This window comes from Streptomyces sp. MS191 (assembly GCF_008042125.1).
Lineage (GTDB): Bacteria > Actinomycetota > Actinomycetes > Streptomycetales > Streptomycetaceae > Streptomyces.
Map to the genome: position 1 here is coordinate 1,206,452 of NZ_RDBI01000040.1, position 26,138 is coordinate 1,232,589.

Below are 26,138 nucleotides of genomic sequence, written 5' to 3' on the forward strand. Positions count from 1 at the left end.
CCCCTCAGAACCCCAGTCCCGAGGTCACGTACAGGCAGTTCGTGTAGCTGTAGCCCGACTCGATCTTCGTCGTGCTCGCCTTGTTCACCGCCATCGACGTGTTCGAGCTGTCCCGCTTCTGCAGGAAGTGGTAGTTGCCCGGCGGGAGCAGCAGTGTCGCCTTCGGGTACTTGGACGACGGGCCCGTGCACGCCTTCACCTTCTGCGTGTTCAGCGCGGCCAGGCTGCCGGGGTACGCCCTGCACGTCCCGCAGGACTTCAGCGTGACCCGTCCGGTGACCGGCCCCGTGTAGAGCAGTTCGACCTCCCCCGGCCCGTCGTTGGACACGACCATGACCATCCGGGACCCGCCGGGCGCCGTCGCCGGGGGCAGCTTGCTGCCGGCCGCCGGGGCCTCCTCGGCGATCTCCGCGGCGATGGCGATGTTCCGGGCCTGGGCGGCCCGCCTGCTGCCCGGGTACTCGGTGACGAAGTCGGTCATCGAGGTCCTGGCGTCCGTGTACTCCTTGTCCTTGAAGTGCTTGACGCCGCAGTTGTAGTTGCCCTTCTCCACCGCCTCGGCGTTCTCGTTCGCGAGCGCCGTGTAGGTGTCCCGCGGCAGCAGGGCGACGGTCGTGCCGACGCGCCGCAGTTCGGTCACCGTGTCGCACGGGTCGGGGGAGGTGCCGTCGAGGGTGGCGGCGCGGGTGCGGATGCTGTCCTTGACCGCGGCCTCGACCTTGGTCGCGTACGGCGACTGCGGGAAGGTCGTGAGCAGGGCGTTGAGCTGGTCTCCGGCCGTCCGCTCGGCGCCCGCCGTGCCGATGCTGCTGCTGCCGCACTCGTACCAGGACTGGGCCAGCGGTTCGTCGGCCTTGCCGATCAGGCCGGTGAGGAGCCCGCGGTCCACCTTCGTCGGCAGGTCGCGCAGGTGCTTGAGGGGTTCGACGGCCGCGCAGTACTTCTTCTGCTCGTACGGGAGGGACACGCTGCGGTAGTAGGCGGCGAGCCGGTCGGGGACGAGCCGTCCGGCGCGGGAGCCGGCGTGCTGCGTGCCGAGTTCCTGGTAGGTGGCCAGCGCCTTGCGGTAGTTCTCCGCGGCCCCGCCGAAGCTCTGCCCTTCGACGGCCTTGACGAGGGCGTCCGCCGCCGCCAGCCGGTCGAGGTACGACTGTTCCACGGCCTCGTCCCGTGCGGCTCCGTAGGCCACCGAGCCGCCGACCGGTACGAGCAGCAGGACGACGGCGAGCGGGAGGGCGAACCGCAGCGGGCCCGGTCTCCCGCTATTGGCGTCCACCGGGCCGGCCGGGCCGAGGACGAGCGGGGCGCGCAGTCCGCGCCGTGCCCCGTCGGCCGCCGCGGCGAGCAGGAACAGGCCGTAGCCGACGAGTACGCCGGGGGCTACGCCGTCGACGTCGGCGGGCAGCGCGATCACGAGCAGGATCACGGTGGCGGCCCAGCACACGGCGGCGGACCGCCAGTGCTTGAGGAGGACGTAGCCGAGGCCGAGGCAGGAGAGGTTCAGCAGTCCGACCAGTACGGCCTGGGCGGGGTTCGATTCCACCGGCGCCGGCGGGCCGGGCGTGCCCGGCGTCGGCGCGCCGATGACGGGCGGCTGCCCGGGTGGCGGCGGGATCGCTCCGCCCGCGGCCCATGGCGAGGCGGTCACGGTCGGCGTCTCGGGTCCGCCGCCGGGTGCCCCGTGCGCCGCGCCCGCTCCGGCGCCGGTCGTGCCGGCGGGTCCGTACGCCCAGGGCGTCTCGGCGACGGTCCTGCCGTCGCCCGGGTCCGGGGTGCCCGGCCCCTCCGGTAAGGCGTCCGCGGTACCGGGTGTGCCGTCCTCCGGCTCCGGACGCGCGTCGTCGTACTGCTGTTCCCCCGCCACAGTGCCCCCCGTGGTCCGTGCGCGGTGCTGCTCACCGGCGCACTCTCCCCATACCCGTCACAATCCCTCCACAGTCGCGTGGCGCCGACGAAGTCTTCGCTCCTGATCGGCGGGCCGCGCATCGCCTCCGGCGGCTCGCATTAGAGTCGCGGGGTGCCGTACGACCACCGGAAGTCCCTCACCCCCGCCCTCGCCCTGCTCGGATGCGCCCTCGGGTGCCTCGCACTGGTGGGCTGCGGCGGGGCGGCCGACGACGCGGCGGGTGTGCCCGGCGCCACATCGTCCTCTCCGGCGCCGCGCGCCTCTGCCGCCCCTTCGGACCCGTCCGGCTCGGCGGACGCCACCGGCACCACGGGGAGCACGGGCTCCGGAGACGACGCTCCCGGCCGGCTCCCCCTCGCCGGCCGCACGGTCGTCGTCGACCCGGGACACAACCCCGGCAATTTCCGGCATTCCCGGGAGATCAACCAGAAGGTCGACATCGGTACGGCCCGCAAGGAATGCGATACGACCGGCACCTCGACCAATGCCGGCTACACCGAAGCCGCCTTCACCCTGGACGTCTCGCATCGCCTGCGCGATCTCCTCAAGGGGCTCGGCGCGAAGGTCGTGCTGACCCATGACGCCGACCGCCCCTTCGGCCCGTGCATCGACGAGCGGGCCCGGACCGGGAACGCCGCCCGGGCCGACGCCGTCGTGTCCGTGCACGCCGACGGCTCCGCCACGGGGAACCGCGGCTTCCATGTGATCCTGCCCGCACGTGTCGACTCCGGCGGCGCCGACACCGCGAAGATCGTCGGCCCGTCGCGTGCGCTCGGCGAGGACATCGCCACACACTTCGCGCGCGCGACGCACACGTCACCCTCCAACTACATCGGTTCCGGTACCGGATTGGACGTCCGCGACGATCTCGGCGGGCTCAATCTCTCAACCGTCCCCAAGGTCTTCGTCGAATGCGGCAATATGCGTGATCCGAAGGACGCCGCACTGCTGACCGATGCGGCATGGCGCCAGAAGGCGGCGCAGGGGCTCGCGGACGGCATCAGGACCTACCTCAAGGGGTAGAACCGGCGAGCGATAGATTCGCTCCGTACGATGGGGCCGCCCCCGTGCTTCGCGCCACCCCGACGAGACGACCCGACGAAGGACTCTTACGTGAATATCCGCTCCCTCACTCGAGGCGATGGCGTGCTGATCGGTGCAGCGGTGGTGCTGTTCATCGCCTCGTTCCTCGGCACTTCGAGCTGTGAAGCCAGCAAGTCGATCTGCGACTCCATCGACATCCCCAACTCCTGGGAGATCTCGCCGCTGGGCTGGGGCTCGTTCTTCCTCGGCATCGCCGGTGCCGCGCTGGTCGTCGTCTCGCACGGCCTGCCGCAGCAGCGCAAGGTGGCCGGCCTGGAGCTCGGTCAGGTCGGTGCCGCGTTCGGCATCGCGTCCGCCTGGACGCTGCTCATGTGGGTCTTCGAGTCGGAGAACGCCGGCGCCGGCCTCATCCTGGGCCTGATCGCCGCTCTGGTCCTCGCGGGCGCGGCGGTCGCCGCCCCGCTGGTGCCGGCGCTCAAGGCCCCGCTGATGAGCGCCCCGTCGCCGCAGGCGCAGCAGCCGTACGGCGTGCAGCCGAGCCAGCCCGGCGTCCCCAACGGCTACGGCTACCCGGGCGCCCAGCAGCAGCCGTACCCGGGCCAGCCCGACCCGCAGCAGGGCCAGCCGCACGGTTCCCCCTTCGGCGCCCAGGGGCAGCAGCCGCCGGCCGCCGCCCAGGCCCCGCAGGCCCAGGCCCCGCAGGGTTCGGGGGACTTCTCGCCCTTCTGGTTCGCGGTCCCGGTCGCCCGTCCGCTGTACGGCGAGGACGGTTCGCCGTCGCCGATCGCCGAACTGGCTCCCGGTACCTGGTACCTGGCGGTCGAGCAGCGTGGTCCCGGCCTGATCGCCCAGACCCAGGACGGCCGGCGTGGTGTCCTGCAGGACACGACCGGCATCCAGCGCGGCTGACCGGACACATCGGCAGCGGTACCGCTCCACGGCCCGGCCCCCGGAATCCCTTCCGGGGGCCGGGCCGTTGCCGTACAGTCCCTCCATCCATGAACTGACGATCCGTCAGAAAGGTTGGTGGGGGCCATGCGTCTCGGACTCGCCCTCGGCTACTGGGGACGCGGCCCCTCCCCCGACCACCTCACGCTCGCCCGGGAGGCCGAGCGACTCGGCTACGACTCCGTGTGGACGGCCGAGGCCTGGGGGTCCGACGCGTTCACCGCGCTGACCTGGATCGCCGCGCACACCAGCCGGATCCGGCTCGGCACCGCCGTCGCGCAGATGGCGGCCCGGACCCCGACCGCCACAGCCATGCACGCGCTCACCCTCGACCATCTCTCCGGCGGCCGGATGATGCTCGGCCTGGGACTCTCCGGCCCGCAGGTCGTCGAGGGCTGGTACGGCCGCCCCTTCCCGCGCAGCCCGCTCACCGCGACCCGCGAGTACGTGGACGTCGTCCGCCAGGTGCTGCGCCGGGAGGGGCCGGTCGCGCTGGACGGGCGCTACCACGCGCACCCCTACGCGGGGGCGGACGGCACCGGACTGGGGAAGGCGCTCAAGCCGATCACCCACCCGCTCCGGGCGGACCTGCCCGTCCTGCTCGGAGCCGAGGGGCCGAAGAACATCGCGCAGACCCTCACCCTCGCGGACGGATGGCTGCCGCTCTACTGGTCGCCGACCCGGTACGCGCAGGTGTACGCCCTGCCCGAGGCGCTGCCCGAGGGCTTCCTGATCGCTCCCATGGTCCGCGCCCGGGTCTGCGACGACCCCGCCGAGGGGCTGCTGCCGGTCAAGGCGATGCTCGGCTTCTACATCGGCGGTATGGGGCACGCGGCCCGCAACTTCCACGCCGACCTGATGGGACGGATGGGGTACGAGGCCGAGGCCCGGCACATCCAGGAGCTGTTCGCGGCCGGGCGGCGCGAGGAGGCCGTGCTCGCCGTGCCGGACGCCTTCGCGGACGAGATCTCGCTCGTCGGGCCGAGGGAGCGGATCGCCGAACGGCTGGAGCTCTGGCGCAAGGGTCCGGTCACCGACCTGCTGGTGACGGCGCCGGACCCGGCGACCCTGCGGGTCCTCGCGGAGCTGAACGGCCAGGGTTCCCAGGAGCTGTGCCGCGAGGTGCCGCAGCCGTCGCCGCGGACCCGGCAAGATCACCCGGACACGCCCTAGCTGTACTGACCACGAGCATTGTTGACACTGGGCCGGGTCGTCAATGCACCTAGCCGCCCAGCTGGGAGGCGCTCGGAACCTGGTCGGTGACCTCGACGCCCGCGCTCCTGCCCGCGTCCTTCACGCTGTTGATGACGTTCTCGAAGACACCGACGTCCGCCTCGCCGGCCTCGCCCTTGCGGAGTTTGGTGCCCAGGTCCTTCAACGATTCGATGCCGGCGGTCAGCGGTGCCACCGCCTTGGAGAGCAGTTCGTCGCCCTTGGCGTTGTTCACCGCCGCCTTGAGCCGGTTGTAGGCGAAGGCGCCCGCGAGTCCGGCCTTGACGAGGGCGAACTTCTGGCCGTCCGCGCCCTTCCTGAACTTGCCCTCGCGGTACGGCTTGATGATCCACTGGTAGGTGGCCCCGGCCGCCAGGCCCGCGTTGGCCACGAACCGGGTCTTGGCGAGCCTCTGCTGCTCGACGGTGCCCGTCGGGCTCGCGCTGCCGCTCGCGGAGGGCTCGTCGTCACCGCCGCAGGCGGTGGCCGTCACGAGCAGGGCGCAGGACAGCAGCAGCGCCACGACGGCGCGGCGTATCGGGTGGGCGGGCACGGCGCTGGGGGACACGGCAGACCTCCCTGGTGGCTTCCGCGTCAGCCTCGCCCCGCCCCTCGCGCTCCGCCACCCGGGGGCTCCAGGCGGGACCCCGCCGGTCGCCCGCATGTCCCTCGTTCGCAGCATCGCGGCAGGTCAGAGGTGTGGGACGTCCCACTCCGTCCCTGGGACGGCGCCGTCTCTGGCCCTGCCCGACCGGGGGATCCGAGAGTGATCGGGACGGTCCGGGACGGTTCCGGGCCCTGGGGGGATTTCGTTCATGGTGAGGCGCCGTGTCTGCGAGGCGGGCGGAAGATGCCAGTGGTTCTACGCGCGGCCGGACGCGCGGCTCCGGCCGGGCATCGGGGTCTACCGGGGCTTCCGGTCGACGGCCGGTCTGGCGCAGGAGCGGCTGGTGGTGCCGAGCGGGCGGGTGTCGCTGCTCATCGGCTTCGGCAGCGAGATGCGGCTCGGGCGGGCGGGAGGCCGGCGGGAGGCCGGGGCCCACGCGCCGGTGCACACGTCGGTGGTGTCGGGGCTGCACACCCGTGCGCGGGTACTGGGCCATCAGGGGGACCTGCACGGGGTCGYGCTGYCCCTCGCGCCCTGGGCGGCGTACCGGCTGTTCGGCACCCCCCTGGGCGAGCTCGCGGACACCGTGGCGGATCCGGCCGACGTGCTGGGCCGTCGGGCCCGGGATCTCGCCGGCGCGCTGGAAGCCGCTCCCGACTGGCGCGGGCGGTTCGCCGTGCTCGACGAGACGCTGCTGCGGTGGGCGGCCGAGGCCGCGCCGTCCCGGGAGCCGTCGCCGGCGGTGCTGGGGGCCTGGCAGCTGCTGAGCCGGACGTCGGGGGCCGTGCCCATGGCGGAGCTGGCGGCTCGGACGGGCTGGAGTCTGCGCCATCTGGAGAATCGATTCCGCGAGCAGATCGGGCTGCCGCCGAAGCGCCTGGCCCGCATCCTGCGGCTCAACCGGGCGATCCGGCTGCTGACGGCGGGGGGCTCCGCCGTCGACGCCGCGCTCGGATGCGGCTTCTACGACCAGTCCCACCTCAGCCGCGAGTTCACGGCGATGACGGGCATGCCGCCGGGCCGGTTCCTGGCGGCGCGTGCCGCGGCGAGTCCCTGGCTGGCCGGCTGACCGGCGGGCGGGACCGGCCGGACCGGGCGGGCGGGACGCCCGCGGCCCGGGCCGCGGAAACGCCGCCCGGTGTTCGCATTCGTCCAAGACCCGGGGGCGCGAGGGGTGGCAGTCTTCCGTCCCGAACGACCCGACGACACGGGGGTGCGTCGGGTTGTCCGTCTTCCTCGCGTGCCGCGTGCCGGCCCGGCGCTTCCTCCGGGCCGGCTTCCACGCCCGTCCCCTCCAGGTGAGTCCATGAAGAACCGGAAGAACCGCTTGAAGTCCGCGTCCGTCGCCCTCGCCGGCCTGCTGGCCGCGACGTGTCTGAGCGGCGCCACCGCGAGCCCGGCCGCCGCGGCCTCGTGCCCCTGGCCCTACGTCTGCTTCCAGGACGACAACGGCACCATCCTGACCATGTACAAGGACACGGGCTGGCAGACCACCAGCGCCAGGACGCGTACCGCGCGCTGGGTCACCAACGCGCGGAACGAGGACTGCGCCTGGCTGAAGTTCTCCAGCGGCTTCATCGACCAGCTGCGTCCGGGGCAGAGCTTCGGCCTGGGGTCCGGCGTCGTCGCGATCAACATCACGTACGGCTGCCCCACGTCCGTCTGAGCCCGGGTCAGCGCTCCTGGCTGGGCACGAAGTAGCCGGTGCAGCTCTGCTTGCCCTTGGGCAGTGAGGCGCAGACCCAGGTCGAGCCCGACTCCGGCGCCGCGATCAGCGGGGTGTAGACGTCCCGGTCGTAGTGCACGACGTCGGCCGCGGCGGCGCCGTCCGAGTTGTTGACGACGACGGTGGCGCCGACCTCGGCGAAGGTGATGCGGCCCCAGGCCGCCTGGCAGGCCCTGCTGTACCGCAGTTCCATCACCAGGTCCTTGGGGATGGAACCGGTGCGTACGGTGACGGCGTCGGCGCCGCAGTTCATCTTCTTCGGGTCCTTGCCCTCGCACCCGGTCCCCTCGCAGCCCGTCGCGGGGCCCGCGATCCTGACGCTCGGCCGGGGGGCCGGCTCCTCGCCGCCGGTGCCGACGCCGGCGTAGGCGGCGGCAGCGCCCGCCACCAGGACCAGAGCGACGACGGCCGAGATCCACAGCCCGCGGCGGCCGCGACGCGCCGGTGCGGCCTCGGACCCGGCACCGTCCGCGGGGGCGGCGTCCGCGCCCGCGACGGCCGTCCGCGGTACGGCGGTGGCGGCAGCGCCCGCCTCCGACGTACCGGCGCCCGGGTCGGACTCCGGGGGTGCGGACTCCCGCCCGCCGGCGGCGACTTCCCGCTCCTCGTCGGCCCGGTCCCAGATGTCGAGGAGCCGCGCCGGCGGCGTCTCGCACAGCCGGGCCAGGCTCTCCACGGCGTCGCGCGGCGGGAACTGCTTGCCGTTCACCCATCGCTCCCACGACGACTTCGCGTAGTGGGTCTTCTGGCTGAGCTGGGCGAAGCTCAGCCCCGACGCCTTCTTCAGGGCGAGCAGTTCGCTCGCCAGCTCCTCGGCCGCAGCTCCGGATCTACCGCTGACAGTCCCCACACCGTCCACTTGGTCCTGCTCTCCCGCATCTGTCACGCATGTTCATGCCAGCCATGAACGCGGACATCGTAAAACCGGGGAGAGGGCCACTTTGCCGTGGCTTTACCGTTTGGGGGACACTGTTCCAAAATGGTCAACAGCAGTCGGGATCGAGCCCCTTCGGCAGCCGTTCGCCGCCGAACACCGCCACCGTCGCCTCGTCTCCGCCGAGTGCCGCGACGGCGAGCAGCAGCGATCCGGCGGTCCAGGTGGTGAGCTCCTCGGGCCACACGGCCGCGTCGCCCTCGAAGACGTATCCCGTCCAGTACATGCCGCCCTCGGCCCGCAGGTGCTGGATGGACTGGAGGATCTCCAGAGCCCGGTCCGACTCCCCCGTCGCCCAGAGGGCGAGGGCGAGTTCGCAGCTCTCGCCGCCCGTCACCCAGGGGTTGGGCAGCACGCAGCGGACGCCGAGCCCGGGCACCACGAAGTCGTCCCAGTGGGCGTCGATGCGGGCCTTCGCCGCCGGACCGGTGAGCGCGCCGCCGAGGACCGGGTAGTACCAGTCCATGGAGTAGCGGGACTTGTCGAGGAAGCGCTCGGGGTGACGGCGGATCGCGTGGCCGAGGGCGCCGGCCGCGAGCTCCCAGTCGGGCTGCGGTTCCTCGCGCGTCTCGGCGATGGCGAGGGCGCAGCGCAGTGCCTGGTGGATGGACGAACTGCCGGTCAGCAGCGCGTCGTCGACCGGCGTCCCGTCGGCCTCGCGCTTCCAGCCGATCTCGCCGCCCGGCTGCTGGAGCGCCAGCACGAACTCGACGGCCGCGTAGACGACGGGCCACATCCGGTCGAGGAAGGCGTCGTCGCCGGTCGCCAGGTAGTGGTGCCAGACGCCGACGGCGACGTAGGCGACGAAGTTGCTCTCGCGGCTGTGGTCGGTGACCCGGTCGTGCTCGCCGTCGTGGTACGCCGCGTACCAGGAGCCGTCGCCGTTCTGGTGCCGGGCCAGCCAGTCGTACGCCCGGGCCGCGGCGGCGTGTTCGCCGGCCGTGTCGAGGGCCATCGCGGCCTCGGTGTGGTCCCAGGGATCGAGGTGGTGGCCGCGGAACCAGGGTATGGCGCCGTCCGCGCGCTGGGCGCCGAGGATGCCGGCGACGGTCTCGGCGGCCTGCTCGGCGGTCAGGACACCGGGCAGGAGCAGGTGTTCCGCGATCCGCTCGGGACTCGTCACGCGCCGGCCTCGGCGGCGTCGGAGCCGGTGGAGGGCAGGTGGGGCTTGGTCGCGTAGACCACGAAGCTCTTGCCGACCACCGGGTTGAGCAGCTGCTCGGCGACCCGGGTCAGGGCGGGCTTCTTCATGATGTCCCAGACCAGGAGCTTGTGGTACGCCCGGACCGGCAGCGCCTTGTCGTTGTCCACGCCGAAGGCGCACTTCAGCCACCAGTAGGGGGCGTGCAGCGCGTGCGCGTGGTGGCTGCCGTACGGCCGCAGTCCGGCCTGGCGGATCTTGCCGAGGAGCTCGTCGGCCTTGTAGATGCGGATGTGGCCGCCCTCGACCTCGTGGTACTCGTCGGAGAGCGCCCAGCAGACCTTCTCGGGTCCGTAGCGCGGGACGGTGATCGCGATCCGGCCGCCGGGGCGGAGCACCCGGACCATCTCGGCGAGCACGCCCTTGTCGTCCGGGATGTGCTCCATGACCTCGGAGATGATCACGACGTCGAAGGAGTCGTCGGGGAAGGGCAGGTTGAGCGCGTCGCCCTCCATGGCGGTCGCGGTGGCGCCCGCCGGGGCCTCGCCGGCCTCCTTCATCGCCGCGAACCACTTCGCGACCTCGCGGATCTCCTCGCCGTTCTGGTCGAGGGCCACGACCTGGGCGCCGCGCCGGTAGCACTCGAAGGCGTGCCGGCCCGCACCGCAGCCCAGATCGAGCACGCGGTCGCCGGGGGCGAGCGGGAAGCGGGTGAAGTCGACGGTCAGCACGAGGTCTGCCCTTCCGGATGGCCGGGGGCCGCGGGGCGGCCCGGAGTCGTACCCGCGTGCAAAACTTCTGCCTTGATCACGGGGGCAACGGGCCCGCGTGCGCCCAGGATTGGGAGCGTTGTGCGCAAGGCGAAGTGGGTGGCCGCGGCGGCCGGTGTGGTGATGCTGGTCGCGGGCTGCGGCAGCGAGGGCGGTTCGGACAAGGACCAGGGCGGTTCGTCGTCGGCGGGCTCGACCGCCGGGTCCTCCGGCGGCGGCTCGGAGGGCTCCGACGCCGCCGAGGCCGGCGCGTGACGAGTCCCGAGCGGATCGCGGAACACCTGCTCCTGCCCGGTGTCCTGACCGCCGAGCAGGCCGCCGAGACCGTCGCCGGCATCCTCGGCGCCCAGCACGCGGACGGCGCCATACCCTGGTTCCGCGGCGTGGTGTCCGCGGGCGGTCACCGGCGCGCTCCCTGGCGGGCGATCGCCTCGCGGTAGAGGTCCGCCGTGCCCTGGGCGGCGCGGGCCCAGGTGAAGTTCGCCAGGACCCTCGCCCGGCCGGCGGCTCCCAGGCGGGCGCGGAGCTCGGCGTCGTCGAGCGTCCGGCCGAGGGCGGCGGCGAGCGCGCCGGCGTCGCCGGGGGGCACCGCGAGGCAGGTCTCGCCGTCGGGGCCCGCGACCTCGGGGATCGCGCCGCCGGTGGTGGCGACGAGGGGGGTGCCGGTCGCCATGGCCTCGGCGGCGGGCAGGGAGAACCCCTCGTACAGGGAGGGCACGCAGGAGACCTGGGCGGAGCGCACGAGGTCCACGAGCTCCGCGTCGGAGATCCCCTTGACGAACCGGACGGCGTCCTGGAGTCCGTAGCGCTCGATGGCCTGGGCGACCGGGCCGTCCTCGGCGCGCTTGCCGACGACGACGAGGTGGGCGGCCGGGTTCTCGGTGCGCAGCTTGGCGAGGGCCTCGACGAGGTGGATCAGGCCCTTGAGGGGGACGTCGGCGCTGGAGGTGGTGACGATCCGGCCCGGGATCTCGGCGACGGAGGGGTCGGGCGACCACAGGTCGGTGTCGGCGCCGATGTGGACGACGCGGATGCGGGCGTCCCGTACGCCGAGGTGGTCGACGATCTCCTGCCGGGAGGTGCCGGACACGGTCAGCACGGACGGCAGCCGGCGGGCGACCCGCTTCTGCATCCGGGTGAAGGCGTACCAGCGGCGGACGGAGGCGCGGCGCTTCCAGTCGGCGGCGGCGTCGAGTTCGAGCTGCCGGTCGACGGTGATGGGGTGGTGGATGGTGGTGACCAGGGGGGCGCCGATCGCGCCGGGGCCGCCGAGGAGTCCGTAGCCGAGCGTCTGGTTGTCGTGCACGACGTCGAAGTCGCCGCGGCGGGCGGCGAGCATGCGCCGGGCGCGCAGCGAGAAGGTGAGCGGCTCGGGGAAGCCGCCGGTCCACATGGTGGCGACCTCGAGCGCGTCGATCCAGTCGCGGTACTCGTCGCGCTTGGGCGTGCGGAACGGGTCCGGCGACCGGTAGAGGTCGAGGCTGGCCAGCTCGGTGAGCGGAACGCCCTCGTCCAGGGTCGGGTAGGGCTGTGAGCCGATGACCTCGACGCTGTGCCCGAGGCGGGCCAGTTCGCGGGAGAGGTGCCGTACGTAGACCCCCTGGCCGCCGCAGAACGGGTTCCCCTTGTACGTGAGGAGAGCGATCCGCAACGGACGGTCACCGTCGATGGCGACGCCCTGGCGGGGGCCTGCTTCTATGGCCTCAGCGGTCACTCGCTGCCCCCTTCGAGCTTGCGTTTCGCGGGAGCGTAACCGCTCGCGCTAATCTAGAACAAGTTACAGACTTGATCGTTCTTGATCCTTCAAGGAGCACTGAATCTACCGGCAGGTAGCTCCGCCGTAAGAGCCGGATCAGGTGATTCGCGCCACGGCGGGCAGCGCGCCATACTGTCGCTCCCTCACCGCACGGAACGGGACCCATGACCGCGGAAGACAGACCCGACTCGCCGCCCCTGACAGAGCGCCAGGAGGCGCGCCGTCGCCGCATCCTGCACGCCAGCGCGCAGCTGGCCGGGCGGGGCGGCTTCGAGGCCGTACAGATGCGCGAGGTCGCCGAGGCGGCCGGGGTGGCGCTGGGGACGCTGTACCGCTATTTCCCCTCCAAGATCCATCTGCTGGTCGCGACGATGCAGGACCAGCTCCAGCACATGCACACCACGCTGCGGAAGCGGCCTCCGGCGGGCGCGACGGCGGCGGAGCGGGTGGCGGAGACGCTGATGCGGGCGTTCCGCGCGCTCCAGCGGGAGCCGCAGCTCGCGGACGCGATGGTGCGGGCACTGACGTTCGCCGACCGGAGCGTCAGCCCCGAGGTGGACACGGTGTCCCGGGTGACCACGGCGATCATCCTGGACTCCATGGGCCTGGAGCATCCGACACCGCAGCAGCTGTCCGCGGTGCGCGTGATCGAGCACACCTGGCACTCGGCCCTGATCACCTGGCTCTCGGGCCGGGCGTCGATCGCACAGGTGAAGATCGACATCGAGACCGTCTGCCGGCTGATCGACCTGACGGCGCCGGCCGAGCCGTCCGCGGCCCCGGAGGGGCGCGGACGGCTCACGACCTCGCACTGAGCGACCGGCCGCCGGCCCGCCCGGCCGGCGACGCGCGCCGCCGTCACGGCGGCCGCCCCCGGGGACCGGTCCGGAACCCAGGGCGCGTCGCGGGGCAGGCCGGACCTTCGCAACCCGCCCTAGGACTTCTTGTTCTTCTCCAGATCGGCCTTGAACAGCGCCTCGCACTCGGCGCCGTTGTCCGTGGCGACGAAGAGCACCATCTGGAACCCGGACATGCCGTGCCGGCTGGCCTTCACGGTCCAGTCGCTCTTCGTCAGGGACATGACGATGGAACCGCTCTGCTCCACCTTCTGCCCCTCCTTCCAGCCGCCCTTGCCCAGCGCCGCCGTGGTGGCGTCGAAGGACTTCTTCGGGTCGGCCGCCTTGTCGGCGTCGGCCTGCCAGGACACCATGCAGTTCTTGAGCTCGGCCGGCACCGGGTCGTCCGAGGTCTTCTCGGTGAAGCCGGCCGCCGTCGCCGCCGCCGTGATCTCCTCGGTGACCGCGGCGCCGTCGAGGCCGCCGCCCGCCTCCGAGCCGCCGCCGGAGGACCCGGCGGTCGAGCCCGCCGACGACGAACCGCCCTGGTCCTTGTCCGAACCGCCCTCGCTGCCGCAGCCCGCGACCAGCATCACCACACCGGCCGCCGCGGCCACCCACTTCGCCTTGCGCACAACGCTCCCAATCCTGGGCGCACGCGGGCCCGTTGCCCCCGTGATCAAGGCAGAAGTTTTGCACGTGGGAACGACTCCTCGGTTACTCCTCCGGCGGGAAGACCGGCTCCCCGCCGTCCAGGAGGGTGATCAGGATCGCCTCCACCGGGCAGCCCTCGGCCGCCGCGAGGACGCCTTCGTTCGCGTCCGACTCCGGTGCGGTGGGGTGCGACTGACGGGCCGTGTCCAGACGGAAGCCGTGCGGGGCGTGGTTGACGCACATGCCGGAACCGATGCAGACCCCCCGGTCGACCTCCACGAGCCAGCGGTCCCCCATCACGCGCCACCGGGCCCCTCGTAGCCGGCGGGCAGGTGGATCATCTTGTGCTCCAGGTACTCGCCGAGCCCCTCGGGCCCGAACTCCCGCCCCAGACCGGAGTTCTTGTAGCCGCCGAACGGGCCCAGCATGTCGAGGCTGAAGGTGTTGACGTTGAAGGTGCCGGTGCGCACCCGGCGGGCGAAGTCGAGGCCGTGCTCCACGTCCCCGGTCCAGACGCTGCCGCTCAGCCCGTAGTCGGAGTCGTTCGCGATGCGCAGTGCCTCGCTCTCGTCGCCGTAGGGAAGGAGGCAGATGACCGGGCCGAATATCTCCTCCCGGGCGATGCGCATCGTGTTGTCGACACCGCCGAAGAGGGTGGGCTCGACGTACCAGCCCCGGTCGAGTCCGGCCGGCCGGCCGCCACCCGTGAGGATCTTGGCGCCTTCCTCCTGACCGAGCCTGATGTAGTCGAGCGAACGCTGCTGCTGGCGCCGGGCGACCAGGGGGCCGACCTGGGTGGCGGGGTCGAGCGGGTCGCCGACGGTGAGCGCTCCTGCCGCCGCCGCGAACGCCTCGGCGATCTCGTCGTACCGGCTGCGCGGCACGAGGATCCGGGTCTGGGCGACGCACGCCTGGCCGTTGTTCATCCAGGCGGCGGGGACGATCCCGGCGATGGCGGTCGCCAGGTCCGCGTCGGGCAGGACGACGGCCGCGGACTTGCCGCCGAGCTCCAGTGTGACCCGGGTGAGGTTGCGCGAGGCCACCTCCATCACGCGCTTGCCGGCGGCGACGGACCCGGTGAAGGAGACCTTGTCGACGCCGGGGTGCCCGACCAGGTACTCGCTGACCTCGCGGTCGGCGGGCAGGATCGACAGCACGCCCTCGGGCAGTCCGGCCTCGGCCGCGATCTCGGCGAGGATGTAGGAGTCGAGGGGGGACTCCGGTGACGGCTTGAGGATCACCGAACAGCCGGCGAGCAGCGCGGGGCCGAGCTTCGCCGCGGCCGTGAACTGCGGCACGTTCCAGGGCACGACGGCGGCGACCACGCCCACCGGCTCGCGCCGCACCAGAATCGGCCCGAGCACGCCCGCGCGCCGCTCCTCGTACGGGAAGTCGCGCGCGACGGTGATGGCGGCGTCCCACACCATCATCGCGCCGAGCGCCTGCGCGAGCACGCTCCACGAGTACGGGGAGCCGTTCTGGGAGGAGATCGAGCGGGCGATCTCCTCGTGGCGCACGGCGACGGCGTCCTTGATGCGGCCGACGACCTCGATCCGCTCCTCCAGGGTCGTCCGCGGCCACGGCCCGTGGTCGAAGGCCGCGCGCGCGGCGGCGACGGCCCGGTCGACATCGGCCTCGGAGGCGTGCGGAACCCGGCCGATGACCTCCTCGGTGTGCGGCGAGACGACCTCGATGACATCACTGCCGAGCGGGTCGGCCAGCGCTCCGCCGATGAACAGCTTTCCGTGCTCCACAAGCTCGGTCATGACCGACTGCCTCCCGGAACCCGCGATGGTTTCTGACTGCGTTTCAGAACTGATACCAGTTCTAGTTATACTTGGCCAGGCCCAGGGCGGAGCGGGCCCCCATCAGCGGGTTCGATGCCGGTGAGGCCTGCCGCCGCACCCTCCGGAAGTCACGTCGACCTCTGACACACCGTCAGTTCTCGTTATAGTGGCCCTGGTCGAGCAAGTGCCGTGCGTCGCGCAGAGATGAGGGCCCATGACCCAGGTGACCGAGCACGGTGGAGGCGTCTGGTCGATCCGGGTCCCCATTCCGGACAACCCGCTCGGGCACACCCTCGTCCACCTCCTCGACACCGATCGCGGGCCCGTCCTGATCGACACCGGCTGGGACGATCCGGCGTCCTGGAGCGAACTGTCCGACGGGCTGGAGGCGTTGGGGACCTCGGTGCGCGAGGTGCACGGTGTCGTCATCACCCACCACCACCCCGACCACCACGGCCTCTCGGGCAAGGTCCGCGAGGAGTCCGGTGCATGGATCGCCATGCACGCCGCCGACACCGACGTCGTACGCCGCACCCGCGCGTCCGAGCCCGCGGCCTGGCTCGACTACCTCGCGCGCAAGCTGGCCGCCGTCGGGGCCCCCGAGGAGCACACCGCCCCGCTGCTCGCCGCCCGGTCGGGCCGGCGGATCCGGGCGCTTCCCGGGCTGCGCTCGGCCCTGCCCGACCGCGAGATCGTCCCCGGCGAGCTGCTCGACCTGGCCGGACGGCGGCTGCGGGCGATCTGGACCCCCGGCCACACGCCCGGGCACGTCTGCCTCCACCTGGAGGAGGAGCATCCCGCGCGACTGCCCGGCCACGGCCGGCTCTTCTCCGGCGACCACCTGCTGCCCGGCATCACCCCGCACATCGGGCTCTACGAGGACCCCGACGACGCCACCGTCACCGATCCGCTCGGCGACTACCTGGACTCGCTGGAGCGCATCGGCCGCCTCGGCGTCGCCGAGGTGCTCCCCGCCCACCAGCACGCCTTCGCCGACGCCGCCGGCCGGGTGCGCGAGCTGCTCGACCACCACGAGGAGCGGCTGACCGGCCTGCTCGACCTGCTGACGACGCCGCTCACCCCCTGGCAGCTGGCCGAGCGGATGGAGTGGAACCGGCCGTGGGAGCAGATCCCGAACGGGTCGCGGAACATCGCCGTCAGCGAGGCCGAGGCCCATGTGCGGCGGCTGGTGAAGCTGGGGAGGGCGGAGCGGGCCGAGGGCACGGACCCGGTGGCGTACGTCGCGGTGTGAGGCGCCTCGCACCCACGGGGCGGGCCCGCTACGGCCCGGTACAGTGGGCGCGTCGTCATCATGCCCGTGCGGGGGGAAGCCGGTGGGAATCCGGCACTGACCCGCAACCGTGAGCCGTCCTCGCAGCCTCCCAGGCCGCCGTCGGTGAGTCGGAATGCCCCGTCCGGGACGTGAACGCCGGCACCGTCGAGGAATACGGAGCCGAGCCTGGTGCCCTGTGCGTGCCGGTGCCCGGCCGCAGGAGAGGCCAGCACGCATGATCACCGTTCGCCGAGGCGCCGCCGCGCTCGCAGCCGCCACCGTGCTGTGCACCGGGATGGCCCCGACCGCGTTCGCCGCGCCGTCGCCGTCCCCCACCCCCGCACCCGTGATCCCCGCGGGGCTGTACGGCCAGAAGGACCCGACGTACGACGGTGTCTGGCGCCAGTCCCTCGCCTTCATCGCCCAGCGGACGAACAACGTCCAGCCCGCCGAGCAGGCCGTGACCTGGCTGCAGCGCCAGCAGTGCGAGAGCGGCGCCTTCGCCTCGTACCGTCCGGACCCGGCGAAGCCCTGCGACCCGGCCACCATGCTCGACACCAACGCCACCGCCGTCGCCGTCCAGGCGCTGTCCGGGGTGCGGCGCGAGAGTGCCGACCCCGAGGCGGTCGGCAAGGCGGCCAAGGCCGGCGCGGGCTGGCTCAAGGGCGTGCAGAACAAGGACGGCGGCTGGGGCTACAACCCCGGCAGCCCCAGCGACGCCAACTCCACCTCGATCGTGATCGGCGCGCTCGCCGCGCTGGGCGAGAAGCCGGGCGAGGTCAGGTCCACCGCCGGCAAGACCCCGTACGACGCGCTGCTCGGCTTCGCCGTGCCCTGCGCGACCAAGGACGGCGCGGGCGCCTTCGCCTACCAGCCCGACAAGAGCGGCAAGCTGCTCGCGAACGCCGACGCGACCGCGGCCGCCACCCTCGCCGGTCTCGGCAAGGGCATCACCGCCCGCGGTGTGACGCCGGAGCAGGCCCCGGTCTGCACGGACCTGCCCAAGCCGACCGCCGAGCGGGCCGCCCTCAACGGCGCCTCCTACCTGGCCACCGCCCTCGCGAAGACCGGTCACCTGGACACCCCGCCGATGCCCGGCGCCGCCGAGACGGCCCCGCTGCCCGACTTCGGCAACACCGCCGACGCGGTCGTCGCGCTCGCCGCGGCCGGCGCCATGAAGGAGGCGAACGGGGCGCTGACCTGGCTGGAGCAGAACGCCCTCACCTGGGCCGGGGACAACGGCCCCGCCGCCTACGCGCAGCTCGTCTTCGCCTCGAACGCGATGGGTGTCGACCCGCGCCACTTCGGTTCGACCGACCTCCTCAAGGCGCTGAGCGCCACCGGCCCGGCGCCGCAGGCCACGGCCACCGCCGCGTCCTCGGCGGGTGACGAGGCCGAGGACGACGACTCCGGCTTCGACCTGTGGTGGATCATCGGCATCGGCATGGTGGTGGGTGTCGGCATCGGCTTCCTGATCAGCGGCCGCAAGAAGTGAGGGCCCGGCTCGCCGGCGCGGCCCCGGGACCGGCCGGCCGGTCGCGCCCGGGAACCGCGCCGCGGTCCGGCGCCGTGCTCGTCGTCGCCTTCCTCGCGGCGGCCTTCACGGCGCTGGCCGGCGCCGGACCCGCGCATGCCGCGGGCTACCGCTACTGGTCGTTCTGGGAGAGCGACGGCGGCGGCACGTGGGCGTACGCCACCCAGGGCCCGGCGACCGCCCGCCCCGCGGACGGCGACGTGAACGGCTTCCGCTTCGCGGTCAGCAAGGACTCGAACGACGCGGCCCGCCCCTCGGTCGCCCCCGACTTCACGGCGGTGTGCGCCGACACGAAGGCGAAGACCGGCACCAAGCGGGTCGCGGTCGTGGTCGACTTCGGTGTTCCGGCGGACGCGCCGCAGGGCGAGAAGCCGCCGGCCCCGGCGCTGAGGACCGGCTGCGCGCAGGTGCGCGAGGACGCGACGAGCGCGGAGGCGCTGGCGGCGGTCGCCAAGCCGCTGCGCTACGACAGCGCCGCGCTGCTGTGCGGGATCGCGGGCTATCCGGCGCGGGGCTGCGGCGAGCAGGTGGCGGACACCGCGCCGTCCGGCGCGCCCGCCACCGAGAAGCCGGGCGGCGGTCGGCCGGCGTCCTCGGACGGGGAGAGCGCCGGGAAGGACGACGGCGCCGGTCCGTCCGTGGGGATCGTCGCGGGCGGAGCGGCCGTGCTCCTGCTCGGTGGCGCGGCCGTCCGGCAGGCCCGCCGCCGGCGATGACACCGCTGCGCGCCCCGGAGGCGAACCGCTCCAACGCCCTGCACGCCGGCGCCTGGTGGCTGTGGGCGCTCGGTCTGGCGGTGGCCGCCTCGCGCACCACCAACCCGCTGGTCCTCGGCCTGATCGTCGGGGTCGCCGGCTATGTCGTGGCGGCCCGCCGTACCGACGCGCCCTGGGCGCGCTCGTACGGGGCGTTCGTGAAGCTGGGCCTGTTCGTGGTGTTCCTGCGGGTGGTGTTCTCGGTCGTCCTGGGTTCGCCGATCCCGGGTTCGTACGTGCTGTTCGCGCTGCCCGAGGTGCCGTTGCCGGAGTGGGCGCAGGGGGTGCGGATCGGGGGCCGGGTCACCGCCGAGCAGGTGGTGTTCGCGCTGTACGACGGCCTGAAGCTGGCGACCCTGCTGATCTGTGTGGGAGCGGCGAACGCGCTGGCCAATCCGGCGCGGCTGCTCAAGTCGCTGCCGGGCGCGCTCTACGAGGCGGGGGTGGCCGTGGTGGTGGCCATGACCTTCGCGCCGAACATGGTCGCGGACGTGATGCGGCTGAGGACGGCCCGGCGGCTGCGGGGGCGGCCGACGGGCGGGGTGCGGGCGGTGCTCCAGATCGGGCTGCCGGTCCTGGAGGGCGCCCTGGAGCGGTCGGTCGCGGTGGCGGCGTCGATGGACGCGCGCGGGTACGGGCGTACGGCGCAGGTCCCGGTGGCCGTGCGGCGGACGACGAACGTGCTGACGCTGGGCGGGCTGCTCGGGATGTGCGCCGGTTCGTACGGTCTGCTGGCCGCGGAGGGCGCCTCGTACGGGCTGCCGCTCGTCGTCGCCGGGCTCGTCGCGGCCATGGCCGGGCTGCGGCTCGGCGGGCGGCGGGCGGTCCGGACCCGGTACCGGCCGGACCGGTGGGGGGTCAGGGCGTGGCTCGTCGCCGGTTCGGGTGTCGCGGTGGCGGCGCTGATGATCCGGGCGAACGCGTACGCGTACGGGGCGCTGCATCCGGGGGTCGTGCCGCTGGTGGCGCCGGGGCTGCCGGTGTGGCCCGCCGTCTCGGTCCTGGTGGGCCTGGTGCCCGCGTTCGTCGCTCCGGTGCCCGCTGCCAAGGAGGTCTCCTCGTGATCCGCTTCGAGAACGTCTCGGTGACGTACGCCGAGAGGGGTGCGCCCACGCTGCGGGATCTGGACCTGACGGTTCCCGAGGGCGAACTGGTGCTGCTCGTCGGCCCGTCGGGGGTCGGCAAGTCGACGCTGCTCGGCGCGGTGTCGGGGCTCGTCCCGCACTTCACGGGCGGGACGCTGACGGGCCGGGTGACGGTCGCGGGGCGGGACACCCGGACGCACAAGCCGCGCGAACTGGCGGACGTGGTCGGGACGGTGGGCCAGGATCCGCAGGCGCACTTCGTGACGGACACGGTCGAGGACGAGCTGGCGTACGGGATGGAGTCGCTGGGCCTGGCGCCGGCGGTGATGCGGCGCCGGGTGGAGGAGACGCTGGACCTGCTGGGGCTGGCGGAGCTGCGCGACCGGCCGATCGCCACCCTGTCCGGGGGGCAGCAGCAGCGGGTCGCGATCGGCTCGGTGCTGACCCCGCATCCCCGGGTGCTGGTGCTGGACGAGCCGACGTCGGCGCTGGACCCGGCGGCGGCGGAGGACGTGCTCGCGGTGCTCCAGCGGCTGGTCCACGATCTGGGGACGACGGTGCTGATGGCGGAGCACCGTCTGGAGCGTGTGGTGCAGTACGCGGACCGGGTGCTGCTGCTGCCCGAGGGGGTGATGGGTCCGCCGGCCGAGGTCATGGCGGTGTCCCCGGTGTGTCCGCCGGTGGTGGCGCTGGGCCGGCTCGCGGGCTGGAGTCCGCTGCCGCTGACGGTCCGGGACGCCCGTCGTGAGGCGGCCGGGCTGCGGGAGCGGCTCGGGGACGTGTCGCCGGCGAGCCCGGTCCCGGCCGTGCCGTCCGTGCCGTCCGTGCCGGCCGTGCGGGACGCCGGCCCGGCCCCCGGGGCCTCCGGCTCCGGGCGGCGCGGGCGGTTCTCGCCGTTCCGGCGACGGAGCGGCGGCCTGGACGCGTCGGGAGGAGCCGGGATGCCCGGCCTGGTCGACGTCCGCGGGCTCGGGGTGCGGCGGGGGCGGGTCGAGGCGCTCCGGCGGGTCGACCTGCGGGTCGCGCCGGGCGAGACGGTCGCGCTGATGGGGCGCAACGGCGCCGGGAAGTCGACGCTGCTCGGCTCACTCGTCGGAATGGTCGAGCCGACGTCCGGCAGCGTGCTGGTCGGCGGCCGGGCCCCGCACCGTACGGATCCCCGCGAGCTGATCCGGCGGGTGGGGCTGGTGCCGCAGGAGCCGCGGGACCTGCTGTACGCGGACACGGTCGCCGCCGAGTGCGCGGCGGCCGACGCGGACGCGGGCGCCGCGCCGGGCAGCTGCCGCGCCCTCGTGTCGGAGCTGCTGCCGGGGGTGACGGACGAGACCCATCCCCGGGACCTGTCGGAGGGCCAGCGCCTCGCGCTGGCGCTGGCCGTCGTCCTCACCGGGCGCCCGCCGCTGCTGCTGCTCGACGAGCCGACCCGGGGTCTGGACTACGCGGCCAAGGGCCGGCTCGTCGCGCATCTGCGCGGGCTGGCCGCCGAGGGGCACGCGATCGTGCTCGCCACGCACGATGTGGAGCTCGCGGCGGAGCTGGCGCACCGCGTGGTGATCCTGGCCTCCGGCGAGGTGGTGGCGGACGGCCCGRCCGCCGACGTGGTCGTCTCCTCCCCCGCCTTCTCCCCGCAGGTCGCCAAGATCCTCGCCCCGCAGCCCTGGCTCACGGTCGAGCAGGTACGGGAGGCGCTGTGAGCGCGGGGGCACGTCCGATCCGGCTCGGGCCGCGTTCCGTCGCGGCTCTCCTTCTCGTCTCCGTGATCGGGCTGATCGCCATCGGGTGGCCGCTGCTCGCGGACGGTGACGCCGCGGTCACCACGCACGCCGCGGACGCGCCGTGGCTGTTCGCGGCGCTGCTGCCGCTGCTGATCGGTGTGGTGGTCGCGACGATCGCCGACTGCGGCATGGACGCGAAGGCGGTCGCGATGCTGGGGGTGCTGGCGGCGGTGGGGGCCGCGCTGCGCCCGCTGGGCGCCGGGACGGCCGGCATCGAGCCGATGTTCTTCCTGATGGTGCTGAGCGGCCGGGTCCTGGGGCCGGGCTTCGGGTTCGTCCTCGGCTCGGTGACGATGTTCGCGTCCGCGCTGCTCACCGGTGGGGTGGGGCCCTGGATGCCGGTGCAGATGCTGGCGATGGGCTGGTTCACCATGGGGGCCGGTCTGCTGCCGGGGCCGGAGCGGCTGCGGGGCCGGGGCGAGCTGCTGATGCTGGCGGCGTACGGCTTCGTCGCGGCGTTCGCGTACGGCACCGTCACCAATCTGTACGGCTGGGTGACGGTCGGTGGTCTCGCGCACGGGGTCTCGTTCCAGCCGGGGCAGCCGGTGGACGAGAACCTGGTGCGGTTCCTGGCCTATGTGCTGGCGACCTCGCTCGGCTGGGACCTGGGCCGCGCCGTGCTGACCGTCGTCCTCACGCTCACCGTCGGCGGCACGCTCCTGCGGGCGCTGCGACGGGCGACGCGGCGGGCCAACTTCGAGGCCCAGGTCACATTCGAGCCCTCCGGGGGGTCCCTTCACGGTGAGGCGCCCCACACGACCAAAGTCCCCTACGGCCCGGAGTAGTAGCGGGACAGCACCCCTCCAAATCCCCCCATAAGCGGCCCTGGGCTGCGAAAGCGCCATGTGTCGGACCCCGGGACCTTCCGCGGTGGTGCGATGGGCGCTAGTACAAGGGGTCGTTGCGTCGCCCTTCCGGCCCTGCTTCTCTGGTGGACGTCGCCGGGCAGCAAGCGTTCGCCGCTGCTCCCCCGGTCAGGCCGACTCCCCCCGGTTCCCGGATTCCCCGGGCTCTGGTTCCGGCTTGTCCGAATCGCCCGGCGCAGACATGTCCCCGACGTAAGGTGTCTCCCTTGATCCGCTCCATCGCCACTCGTGTCTCCGACCGCAAGAAGACCGTCGCCGCCTCCGCAGCCGTGCTGCTGGCCGCCTCGGGTGCGGTGCTGGGAACGACCGCTTCGGCCTCGGCCGCCAGCCCGCAGGAGATCGCCAAGAAGATCGTCCCTGCCGGCCAGTACCAGGCCTTCAGCAAGATCGTCGAGCACGAGTCCGGGTGGAACTTCACGGCCACCAACTCCTCCAGCGGCGCCTACGGCCTGGTCCAGGCCCTGCCGGCCTCGAAGATGGCCTCGGCCGGTTCCGACTGGAAGACGAACCCCGCCACGCAGATCAAGTGGGGTCTGAACTACATGAACGAGCGCTACGGCAGCCCGAACGCCGCCTGGTCGTTCTGGCAGGCCAACGGCTGGTACTAAGAGCGCCCCGTAGCGCCACCGGCAGCCGCGCACGCATACGCAAGGCCCCGCCCTCCGCTCGGAGGGGCGGGGCCTGCCGCGTTCTCCGGGTGTCTCGCGGCGCCGTCCCCGCCGCCGCCCCGGGCCCCACACCCCTGGCGGGGGTCAGAGCCGCTGGATGATGGTGCCGGTCGCCAGCGCGCCGCCCGCGCACATCGTGATCAGGGCGAACTCCTTGTCCGTGCGTTCCAGCTCGTGCAGCGCGGTGGTGATGAGGCGCGCCCCGGTCGCTCCCACCGGGTGGCCGAGGGCGATGGCGCCGCCGTTGACGTTGACCTTCTCCAGGTCCTGGTCGAAGACCTGCGCCCAGCTGAGCACCACCGAGGCGAAGGCCTCGTTGATCTCGACGAGGTCGATGTCCCTGAGCGACATCCCCGCCTTGCCGAGGACCGCGCGGGTCGCGTCGACGGGCCCGTCGAGGTGGAAGTGCGGGTCGGATCCGACCAGGGCCTGGGCCACGATCCGGGCGCGGGGGCGGAGCTTGAGGGCGCGGGCCATCCGCTTGGAGGCCCACATCAGCGCGCAGGCGCCGTCGGAGATCTGCGAGGAGTTCCCGGCGGTGTGGACGGCGGTGGGCATGACCGGCTTGAGCCGGGCGAGCGCCTCCATGCTGGTGTCGCGCAGCCCCTCGTCGCGGTCGACGAGGCGCCACATGCCCTGCCCGGCGGCCTGCTCCTCCTCGGTGGTGGGGACCTGGACGGCGAAGGTCTCCCGCTTGAAGCGCTCCTCGGCCCAGGCGTTCGCGGCCCGTTCCTGGGACAGCAGTCCGAGCGAGTCGACCCGTTCGCGACCGAGGCCGCGGCGGCGGGCGATCCGCTCGGCCGCCTCGAACTGGTTGGGCAGGTCGACGTTCCATTCGTCCGGCCAGGGCTTGCCGGGGCCGTGCTTGGAGCCGGAGCCGAGCGGCACTCGCGACATGGCTTCGACGCCGCAGCTGATGCCGACGTCGATGACACCGGCGGCGATCATGTTGGCGACCATGTGGCTGGCCTGCTGCGAGGATCCGCACTGGCAGTCGACGGTGGTGGCGGCGGTCTCGTAGGGCAGGCCCATGGCGAGCCAGGCGTTGCGCGCCGGGTTCATGGACTGCTCACCGGCGTGGGTGACGGTGCCGCCGACGATCTGCTCGACGCAGTCGGCGTGGATGCCGGTGCGTCCGAGGAGTTCACGGTAGGTCTCACCCAGCAGGTAGGCGGGGTGCAGATTGGCGAGCGCGCCTCCACGCTTGCCGATGGGGGTGCGTACGGCTTCGACGATGACGGGTTCCGCGGCCATGAGCTCGTCCTCTCCTCGCCCGGGCGGGGTGTCCCGGCACCCCGCCGCAGGGAACTAGTACGCGTTCTAGTTCTGAGTGCAGTCTTATGACTGCTACCGCGGGTACGCAAGAGTTGTGCACACACCCGCGTGCACCGCCTCCCGGCAACACTTCCCGCCACGGGCCTTGCCACTTGTAGAACTCGTTACTACCTTTCGGGCAACTTCTGATGGGCCGTCAGACAATGGAGCGTGTTGCCGATGCCCTGCCCTCACCTCCCCGAAGGGTTCGACGCCACCGACCCCGACCTGCTCCACAGCCGCATCCCCTTCCCGGAGTTCGCGCAGCTCCGGCAGACGGCGCCCGTCTGGTGGTGCCCCCAGCCGCGCGGTGTCACGGGCTTCGACGACGAGGGTTACTGGGCCGTCACGCGGCACGCGGACGTCAAGTACGTCTCCACCCACCCCGAACTGTTCTCCTCCGCGGAGAACACGGCCGTCATCCGCTTCAACGAGCACATCACCCGGGACCAGATCGAGGTCCAGAAGCTGATCATGCTCAACATGGACCCGCCGGAGCACACCCGGGTCCGCCAGATCGTCCAGCGCGGTTTCACCCCCCGCGCCATCCGGAGTCTGGAGACGGCCCTGCGCGAACGCGCCCGCGCGATCGCCGAGGAGGCGAGGCGGAGCGCCGACGCCGACGGCTCCTTCGACTTCGTCACCCGGGTCGCCGTCGAACTGCCGCTCCAGGCCATCGCCGAACTCATCGGCGTCCCGCAGGAGGACCGCGCCCGGATCTTCGACTGGTCGAACAAGATGGTGGCCTACGACGACCCCGAGTACGCCATCACCGAGGAGATCGGCGCCGAGTCCGCCATGGAGCTCATCGGCTACTCGATGAACCTGGCCGCGGCCCGCAAGGAGTGTCCGGCCAAGGACATCGTGACGCAGCTCGTCGCCGCCGAGGGGCAGGGCAACCTCTCCTCCGACGAGTTCGGCTTCTTCGTCCTGCTGCTCGCGGTGGCCGGCAACGAGACCACCCGCAACGCGATCAGCCACGGCATGCACGCCTTCCTCACCCACCCCGAGCAGTGGGAGCTCTTCAAGCGGGAGCGCCCGGCGACGACCGCCGAGGAGATCGTCCGCTGGGCCACGCCGGTGGTCTCCTTCCAGCGCACGGCCACCCAGGACACCGAGCTGGGCGGCCAGAAGATCCGCAAGGGCGACCGGATCGGGCTCTTCTACTCCTCCGCCAACAACGACCCCGAGGTCTTCGAGGACCCCGAGACCTTCGACATCACCCGCGACCCCAATCCGCACCTGGGCTTCGGCGGTGGCGGCCCGCACTTCTGCCTGGGCAAGTCCCTCGCCATCAACGAGATCGAGCTGATCTTCAACGCGCTCGCGGACGTCCTGCCCGACCTCGCGCCCGCCGGCGACGGTCAGCAGCCGGTCCTCGAAGACGACCTCCCGGTACGGCGCGTCGGAGGGCGCGGCCCGCAGCTCGTGGTCGCCGTCGATCAGGGACGGGACCGGGAACTCCTGTTCCAGGGCGGTGAGATACACCTTCCCCGGCCCGGCGAGGTCCGCGACGGGGCCTTCCGGTTCGACCGCTCCGGCGAACC

26 protein-coding genes are annotated in these 26,138 nt (G+C 72.9%); 16 read left to right on the top strand and 10 right to left on the bottom strand.

The window, feature by feature from the left end:
- Positions 1-4: 4 nt before the first annotated feature.
- Positions 5-1,864 (bottom strand): hypothetical protein, encoded by a 1,860-nt coding sequence (locus EAO71_RS12530; protein ID WP_261992108.1) that lies wholly within the window; start codon positions 1,862-1,864, stop codon positions 5-7.
- 153 nt (positions 1,865-2,017) lie between these two features.
- Here EAO71_RS12530 and EAO71_RS12540 point away from each other — a divergent pair, with 153 nt between their 5' ends.
- From EAO71_RS12540 to EAO71_RS12550, 3 genes are all read left to right on the top strand, one after another.
- A complete protein-coding gene (locus tag EAO71_RS12540; RefSeq protein WP_147977795.1) occupies positions 2,018-2,929 on the top strand; it encodes an N-acetylmuramoyl-L-alanine amidase in 912 nt (303 codons plus the stop codon).
- Positions 2,930-3,019: 90 nt separating this feature from the next.
- Positions 3,020-3,859 carry a DUF5336 domain-containing protein gene (locus EAO71_RS12545; RefSeq protein ID WP_147977796.1) on the top strand — a complete coding sequence of 280 codons (840 nt, stop codon included), beginning with the start codon at positions 3,020-3,022 and terminating at the stop codon, positions 3,857-3,859.
- Between the two features lie 126 nt (positions 3,860-3,985).
- The gene (locus EAO71_RS12550) at positions 3,986-5,071 is read left to right on the top strand and encodes an LLM class F420-dependent oxidoreductase (RefSeq protein ID WP_147977797.1); all 1,086 of its coding nucleotides are present in this window, start codon (positions 3,986-3,988) and stop codon (positions 5,069-5,071) included.
- Between the two features lie 49 nt (positions 5,072-5,120).
- Here EAO71_RS12550 and EAO71_RS12555 read toward each other — a convergent pair whose 3' ends face one another.
- Positions 5,121-5,678, bottom strand: a complete 558-nt coding sequence (locus EAO71_RS12555; RefSeq protein WP_261992109.1) for a hypothetical protein — start codon at positions 5,676-5,678, stop codon at positions 5,121-5,123.
- A 247-nt stretch (positions 5,679-5,925) separates the two neighbouring features.
- Here EAO71_RS12555 and EAO71_RS12560 point away from each other — a divergent pair, with 247 nt between their 5' ends.
- On the top strand, positions 5,926-6,786 hold the full coding sequence (locus EAO71_RS12560) for a helix-turn-helix domain-containing protein (protein ID WP_147977798.1): 861 nt from the start codon (positions 5,926-5,928) through the stop codon (positions 6,784-6,786).
- 237 nt (positions 6,787-7,023) lie between these two features.
- Positions 7,024-7,383, top strand: a complete 360-nt coding sequence (locus EAO71_RS12565; protein ID WP_147977799.1) for a hypothetical protein — start codon at positions 7,024-7,026, stop codon at positions 7,381-7,383.
- A gap of 7 nt (positions 7,384-7,390) precedes the next feature.
- Here EAO71_RS12565 and EAO71_RS12570 read toward each other — a convergent pair whose 3' ends face one another.
- The 3 genes from EAO71_RS12570 to EAO71_RS12580 form a co-directional block, all read right to left on the bottom strand.
- Positions 7,391-8,293: a DUF2690 domain-containing protein gene (locus EAO71_RS12570; RefSeq protein ID WP_187282651.1), complete on the bottom strand. Its 903-nt coding sequence runs from the start codon at positions 8,291-8,293 to the stop codon at positions 7,391-7,393.
- A gap of 133 nt (positions 8,294-8,426) precedes the next feature.
- Entirely contained in the window at positions 8,427-9,500 is a 1,074-nt protein-coding gene (locus EAO71_RS12575; RefSeq protein ID WP_147977801.1) for a prenyltransferase/squalene oxidase repeat-containing protein, read from the bottom strand.
- On the bottom strand, positions 9,497-10,249 hold the full coding sequence (locus EAO71_RS12580; protein WP_147977802.1) for a class I SAM-dependent methyltransferase: 753 nt from the start codon (positions 10,247-10,249) through the stop codon (positions 9,497-9,499). Before EAO71_RS12580 ends, EAO71_RS12575 begins: the two co-directional genes overlap by 4 nt.
- A gap of 120 nt (positions 10,250-10,369) precedes the next feature.
- Here EAO71_RS12580 and EAO71_RS37650 point away from each other — a divergent pair, with 120 nt between their 5' ends.
- On the top strand, positions 10,370-10,543 hold the full coding sequence (locus EAO71_RS37650; protein ID WP_187282774.1) for a hypothetical protein: 174 nt from the start codon (positions 10,370-10,372) through the stop codon (positions 10,541-10,543).
- Positions 10,540-10,728: a hypothetical protein gene (locus EAO71_RS12585; protein WP_410093993.1), complete on the top strand. Its 189-nt coding sequence runs from the start codon at positions 10,540-10,542 to the stop codon at positions 10,726-10,728. The genes EAO71_RS37650 and EAO71_RS12585 overlap by 4 nt, the downstream gene beginning before the upstream one ends.
- Here the strand turns inward: EAO71_RS12585 and EAO71_RS12590 are convergent.
- On the bottom strand, positions 10,689-12,002 hold the full coding sequence (locus EAO71_RS12590; RefSeq protein WP_147977803.1) for a glycosyltransferase family 4 protein: 1,314 nt from the start codon (positions 12,000-12,002) through the stop codon (positions 10,689-10,691). The genes EAO71_RS12585 and EAO71_RS12590 overlap by 40 nt on opposite strands.
- Positions 12,003-12,208: 206 nt before the next feature.
- Here EAO71_RS12590 and EAO71_RS12595 point away from each other — a divergent pair, with 206 nt between their 5' ends.
- Positions 12,209-12,859, top strand: coding sequence for a TetR family transcriptional regulator (locus EAO71_RS12595; RefSeq protein WP_147977804.1), 651 nt, complete (start codon positions 12,209-12,211; stop codon positions 12,857-12,859).
- A 119-nt stretch (positions 12,860-12,978) separates the two neighbouring features.
- Here EAO71_RS12595 and EAO71_RS12600 read toward each other — a convergent pair whose 3' ends face one another.
- From EAO71_RS12600 to EAO71_RS12610, 3 genes are all read right to left on the bottom strand, one after another.
- Complete coding sequence (locus tag EAO71_RS12600; protein WP_147977805.1) at positions 12,979-13,515, bottom strand: hypothetical protein; 537 nt, start codon at positions 13,513-13,515, stop codon at positions 12,979-12,981.
- 82 nt (positions 13,516-13,597) lie between these two features.
- Complete coding sequence (locus EAO71_RS12605; RefSeq protein WP_147977806.1) at positions 13,598-13,831, bottom strand: ferredoxin; 234 nt, start codon at positions 13,829-13,831, stop codon at positions 13,598-13,600.
- Entirely contained in the window at positions 13,831-15,300 is a 1,470-nt protein-coding gene (locus tag EAO71_RS12610; protein ID WP_147977807.1) for an aldehyde dehydrogenase, read from the bottom strand. The genes EAO71_RS12605 and EAO71_RS12610 overlap by 1 nt, the downstream gene beginning before the upstream one ends.
- Positions 15,301-15,535: 235 nt before the next feature.
- Here EAO71_RS12610 and EAO71_RS12615 point away from each other — a divergent pair, with 235 nt between their 5' ends.
- The 7 genes from EAO71_RS12615 (at position 15,536) to EAO71_RS12645 (ending at position 23,217) form a co-directional block, all read left to right on the top strand.
- Positions 15,536-16,573, top strand: coding sequence for an MBL fold metallo-hydrolase (locus tag EAO71_RS12615; RefSeq protein WP_147977808.1), 1,038 nt, complete (start codon positions 15,536-15,538; stop codon positions 16,571-16,573).
- Positions 16,574-16,829: 256 nt separating this feature from the next.
- A complete protein-coding gene (locus EAO71_RS12620; RefSeq protein WP_399758602.1) occupies positions 16,830-18,089 on the top strand; it encodes a prenyltransferase/squalene oxidase repeat-containing protein in 1,260 nt (419 codons plus the stop codon).
- A gap of 74 nt (positions 18,090-18,163) precedes the next feature.
- Positions 18,164-18,844, top strand: a complete 681-nt coding sequence (locus EAO71_RS12625; RefSeq protein ID WP_147977809.1) for an SCO2322 family protein — start codon at positions 18,164-18,166, stop codon at positions 18,842-18,844.
- Complete coding sequence (locus EAO71_RS12630; protein WP_147977810.1) at positions 18,841-19,947, top strand: energy-coupling factor transporter transmembrane component T; 1,107 nt, start codon at positions 18,841-18,843, stop codon at positions 19,945-19,947. The genes EAO71_RS12625 and EAO71_RS12630 overlap by 4 nt, the downstream gene beginning before the upstream one ends.
- Positions 19,944-21,662, top strand: a complete 1,719-nt coding sequence (locus EAO71_RS12635; RefSeq protein WP_147977811.1) for an ABC transporter ATP-binding protein — start codon at positions 19,944-19,946, stop codon at positions 21,660-21,662. Before EAO71_RS12630 ends, EAO71_RS12635 begins: the two co-directional genes overlap by 4 nt.
- Positions 21,626-22,528, top strand: a complete 903-nt coding sequence (locus EAO71_RS12640; protein WP_187282736.1) for an ECF transporter S component — start codon at positions 21,626-21,628, stop codon at positions 22,526-22,528. Before EAO71_RS12635 ends, EAO71_RS12640 begins: the two co-directional genes overlap by 37 nt.
- Before the next feature lie 287 nt (positions 22,529-22,815).
- Positions 22,816-23,217, top strand: coding sequence for an aggregation-promoting factor C-terminal-like domain-containing protein (locus tag EAO71_RS12645; protein ID WP_147977813.1), 402 nt, complete (start codon positions 22,816-22,818; stop codon positions 23,215-23,217).
- A 144-nt stretch (positions 23,218-23,361) separates the two neighbouring features.
- On the opposite strand, the gene EAO71_RS12650 is transcribed toward EAO71_RS12645, so the two are convergent.
- Positions 23,362-24,531, bottom strand: a complete 1,170-nt coding sequence (locus tag EAO71_RS12650; RefSeq protein ID WP_147977814.1) for a steroid 3-ketoacyl-CoA thiolase — start codon at positions 24,529-24,531, stop codon at positions 23,362-23,364.
- A 240-nt stretch (positions 24,532-24,771) separates the two neighbouring features.
- Here EAO71_RS12650 and EAO71_RS12655 point away from each other — a divergent pair.
- A partial coding sequence (locus EAO71_RS12655; RefSeq protein ID WP_261992110.1) for a cytochrome P450 occupies positions 24,772-26,138 on the top strand: 1,367 nt, incomplete at its 3' end.

What these genes read in the sequence shown, in the direction of transcription:
- EAO71_RS12565 (WP_147977799.1), top strand. Translation starts at nt 7,024, where the DNA reads ATGAAGAACCGGAAGAACCGCTTGAAGTCCGCGTCCGTCGCCCTCGCC.
- EAO71_RS12620 (WP_399758602.1), top strand. Translation starts at nt 16,830, where the DNA reads ATGATCACCGTTCGCCGAGGCGCCGCCGCGCTCGCAGCCGCCACCGTG.
- EAO71_RS12605 (WP_147977806.1), bottom strand. Translation starts at nt 13,831, where the DNA reads ATGGGGGACCGCTGGCTCGTGGAGGTCGACCGGGGGGTCTGCATCGGT.
- EAO71_RS12595 (WP_147977804.1), top strand. Translation starts at nt 12,209, where the DNA reads ATGACCGCGGAAGACAGACCCGACTCGCCGCCCCTGACAGAGCGCCAG.
- EAO71_RS12615 (WP_147977808.1), top strand. Translation starts at nt 15,536, where the DNA reads ATGACCCAGGTGACCGAGCACGGTGGAGGCGTCTGGTCGATCCGGGTC.
- EAO71_RS12610 (WP_147977807.1), bottom strand. Translation starts at nt 15,300, where the DNA reads ATGACCGAGCTTGTGGAGCACGGAAAGCTGTTCATCGGCGGAGCGCTG.
- EAO71_RS12650 (WP_147977814.1), bottom strand. Translation starts at nt 24,531, where the DNA reads ATGGCCGCGGAACCCGTCATCGTCGAAGCCGTACGCACCCCCATCGGC.
- EAO71_RS12630 (WP_147977810.1), top strand. Translation starts at nt 18,841, where the DNA reads ATGACACCGCTGCGCGCCCCGGAGGCGAACCGCTCCAACGCCCTGCAC.
- EAO71_RS12550 (WP_147977797.1), top strand. Translation starts at nt 3,986, where the DNA reads ATGCGTCTCGGACTCGCCCTCGGCTACTGGGGACGCGGCCCCTCCCCC.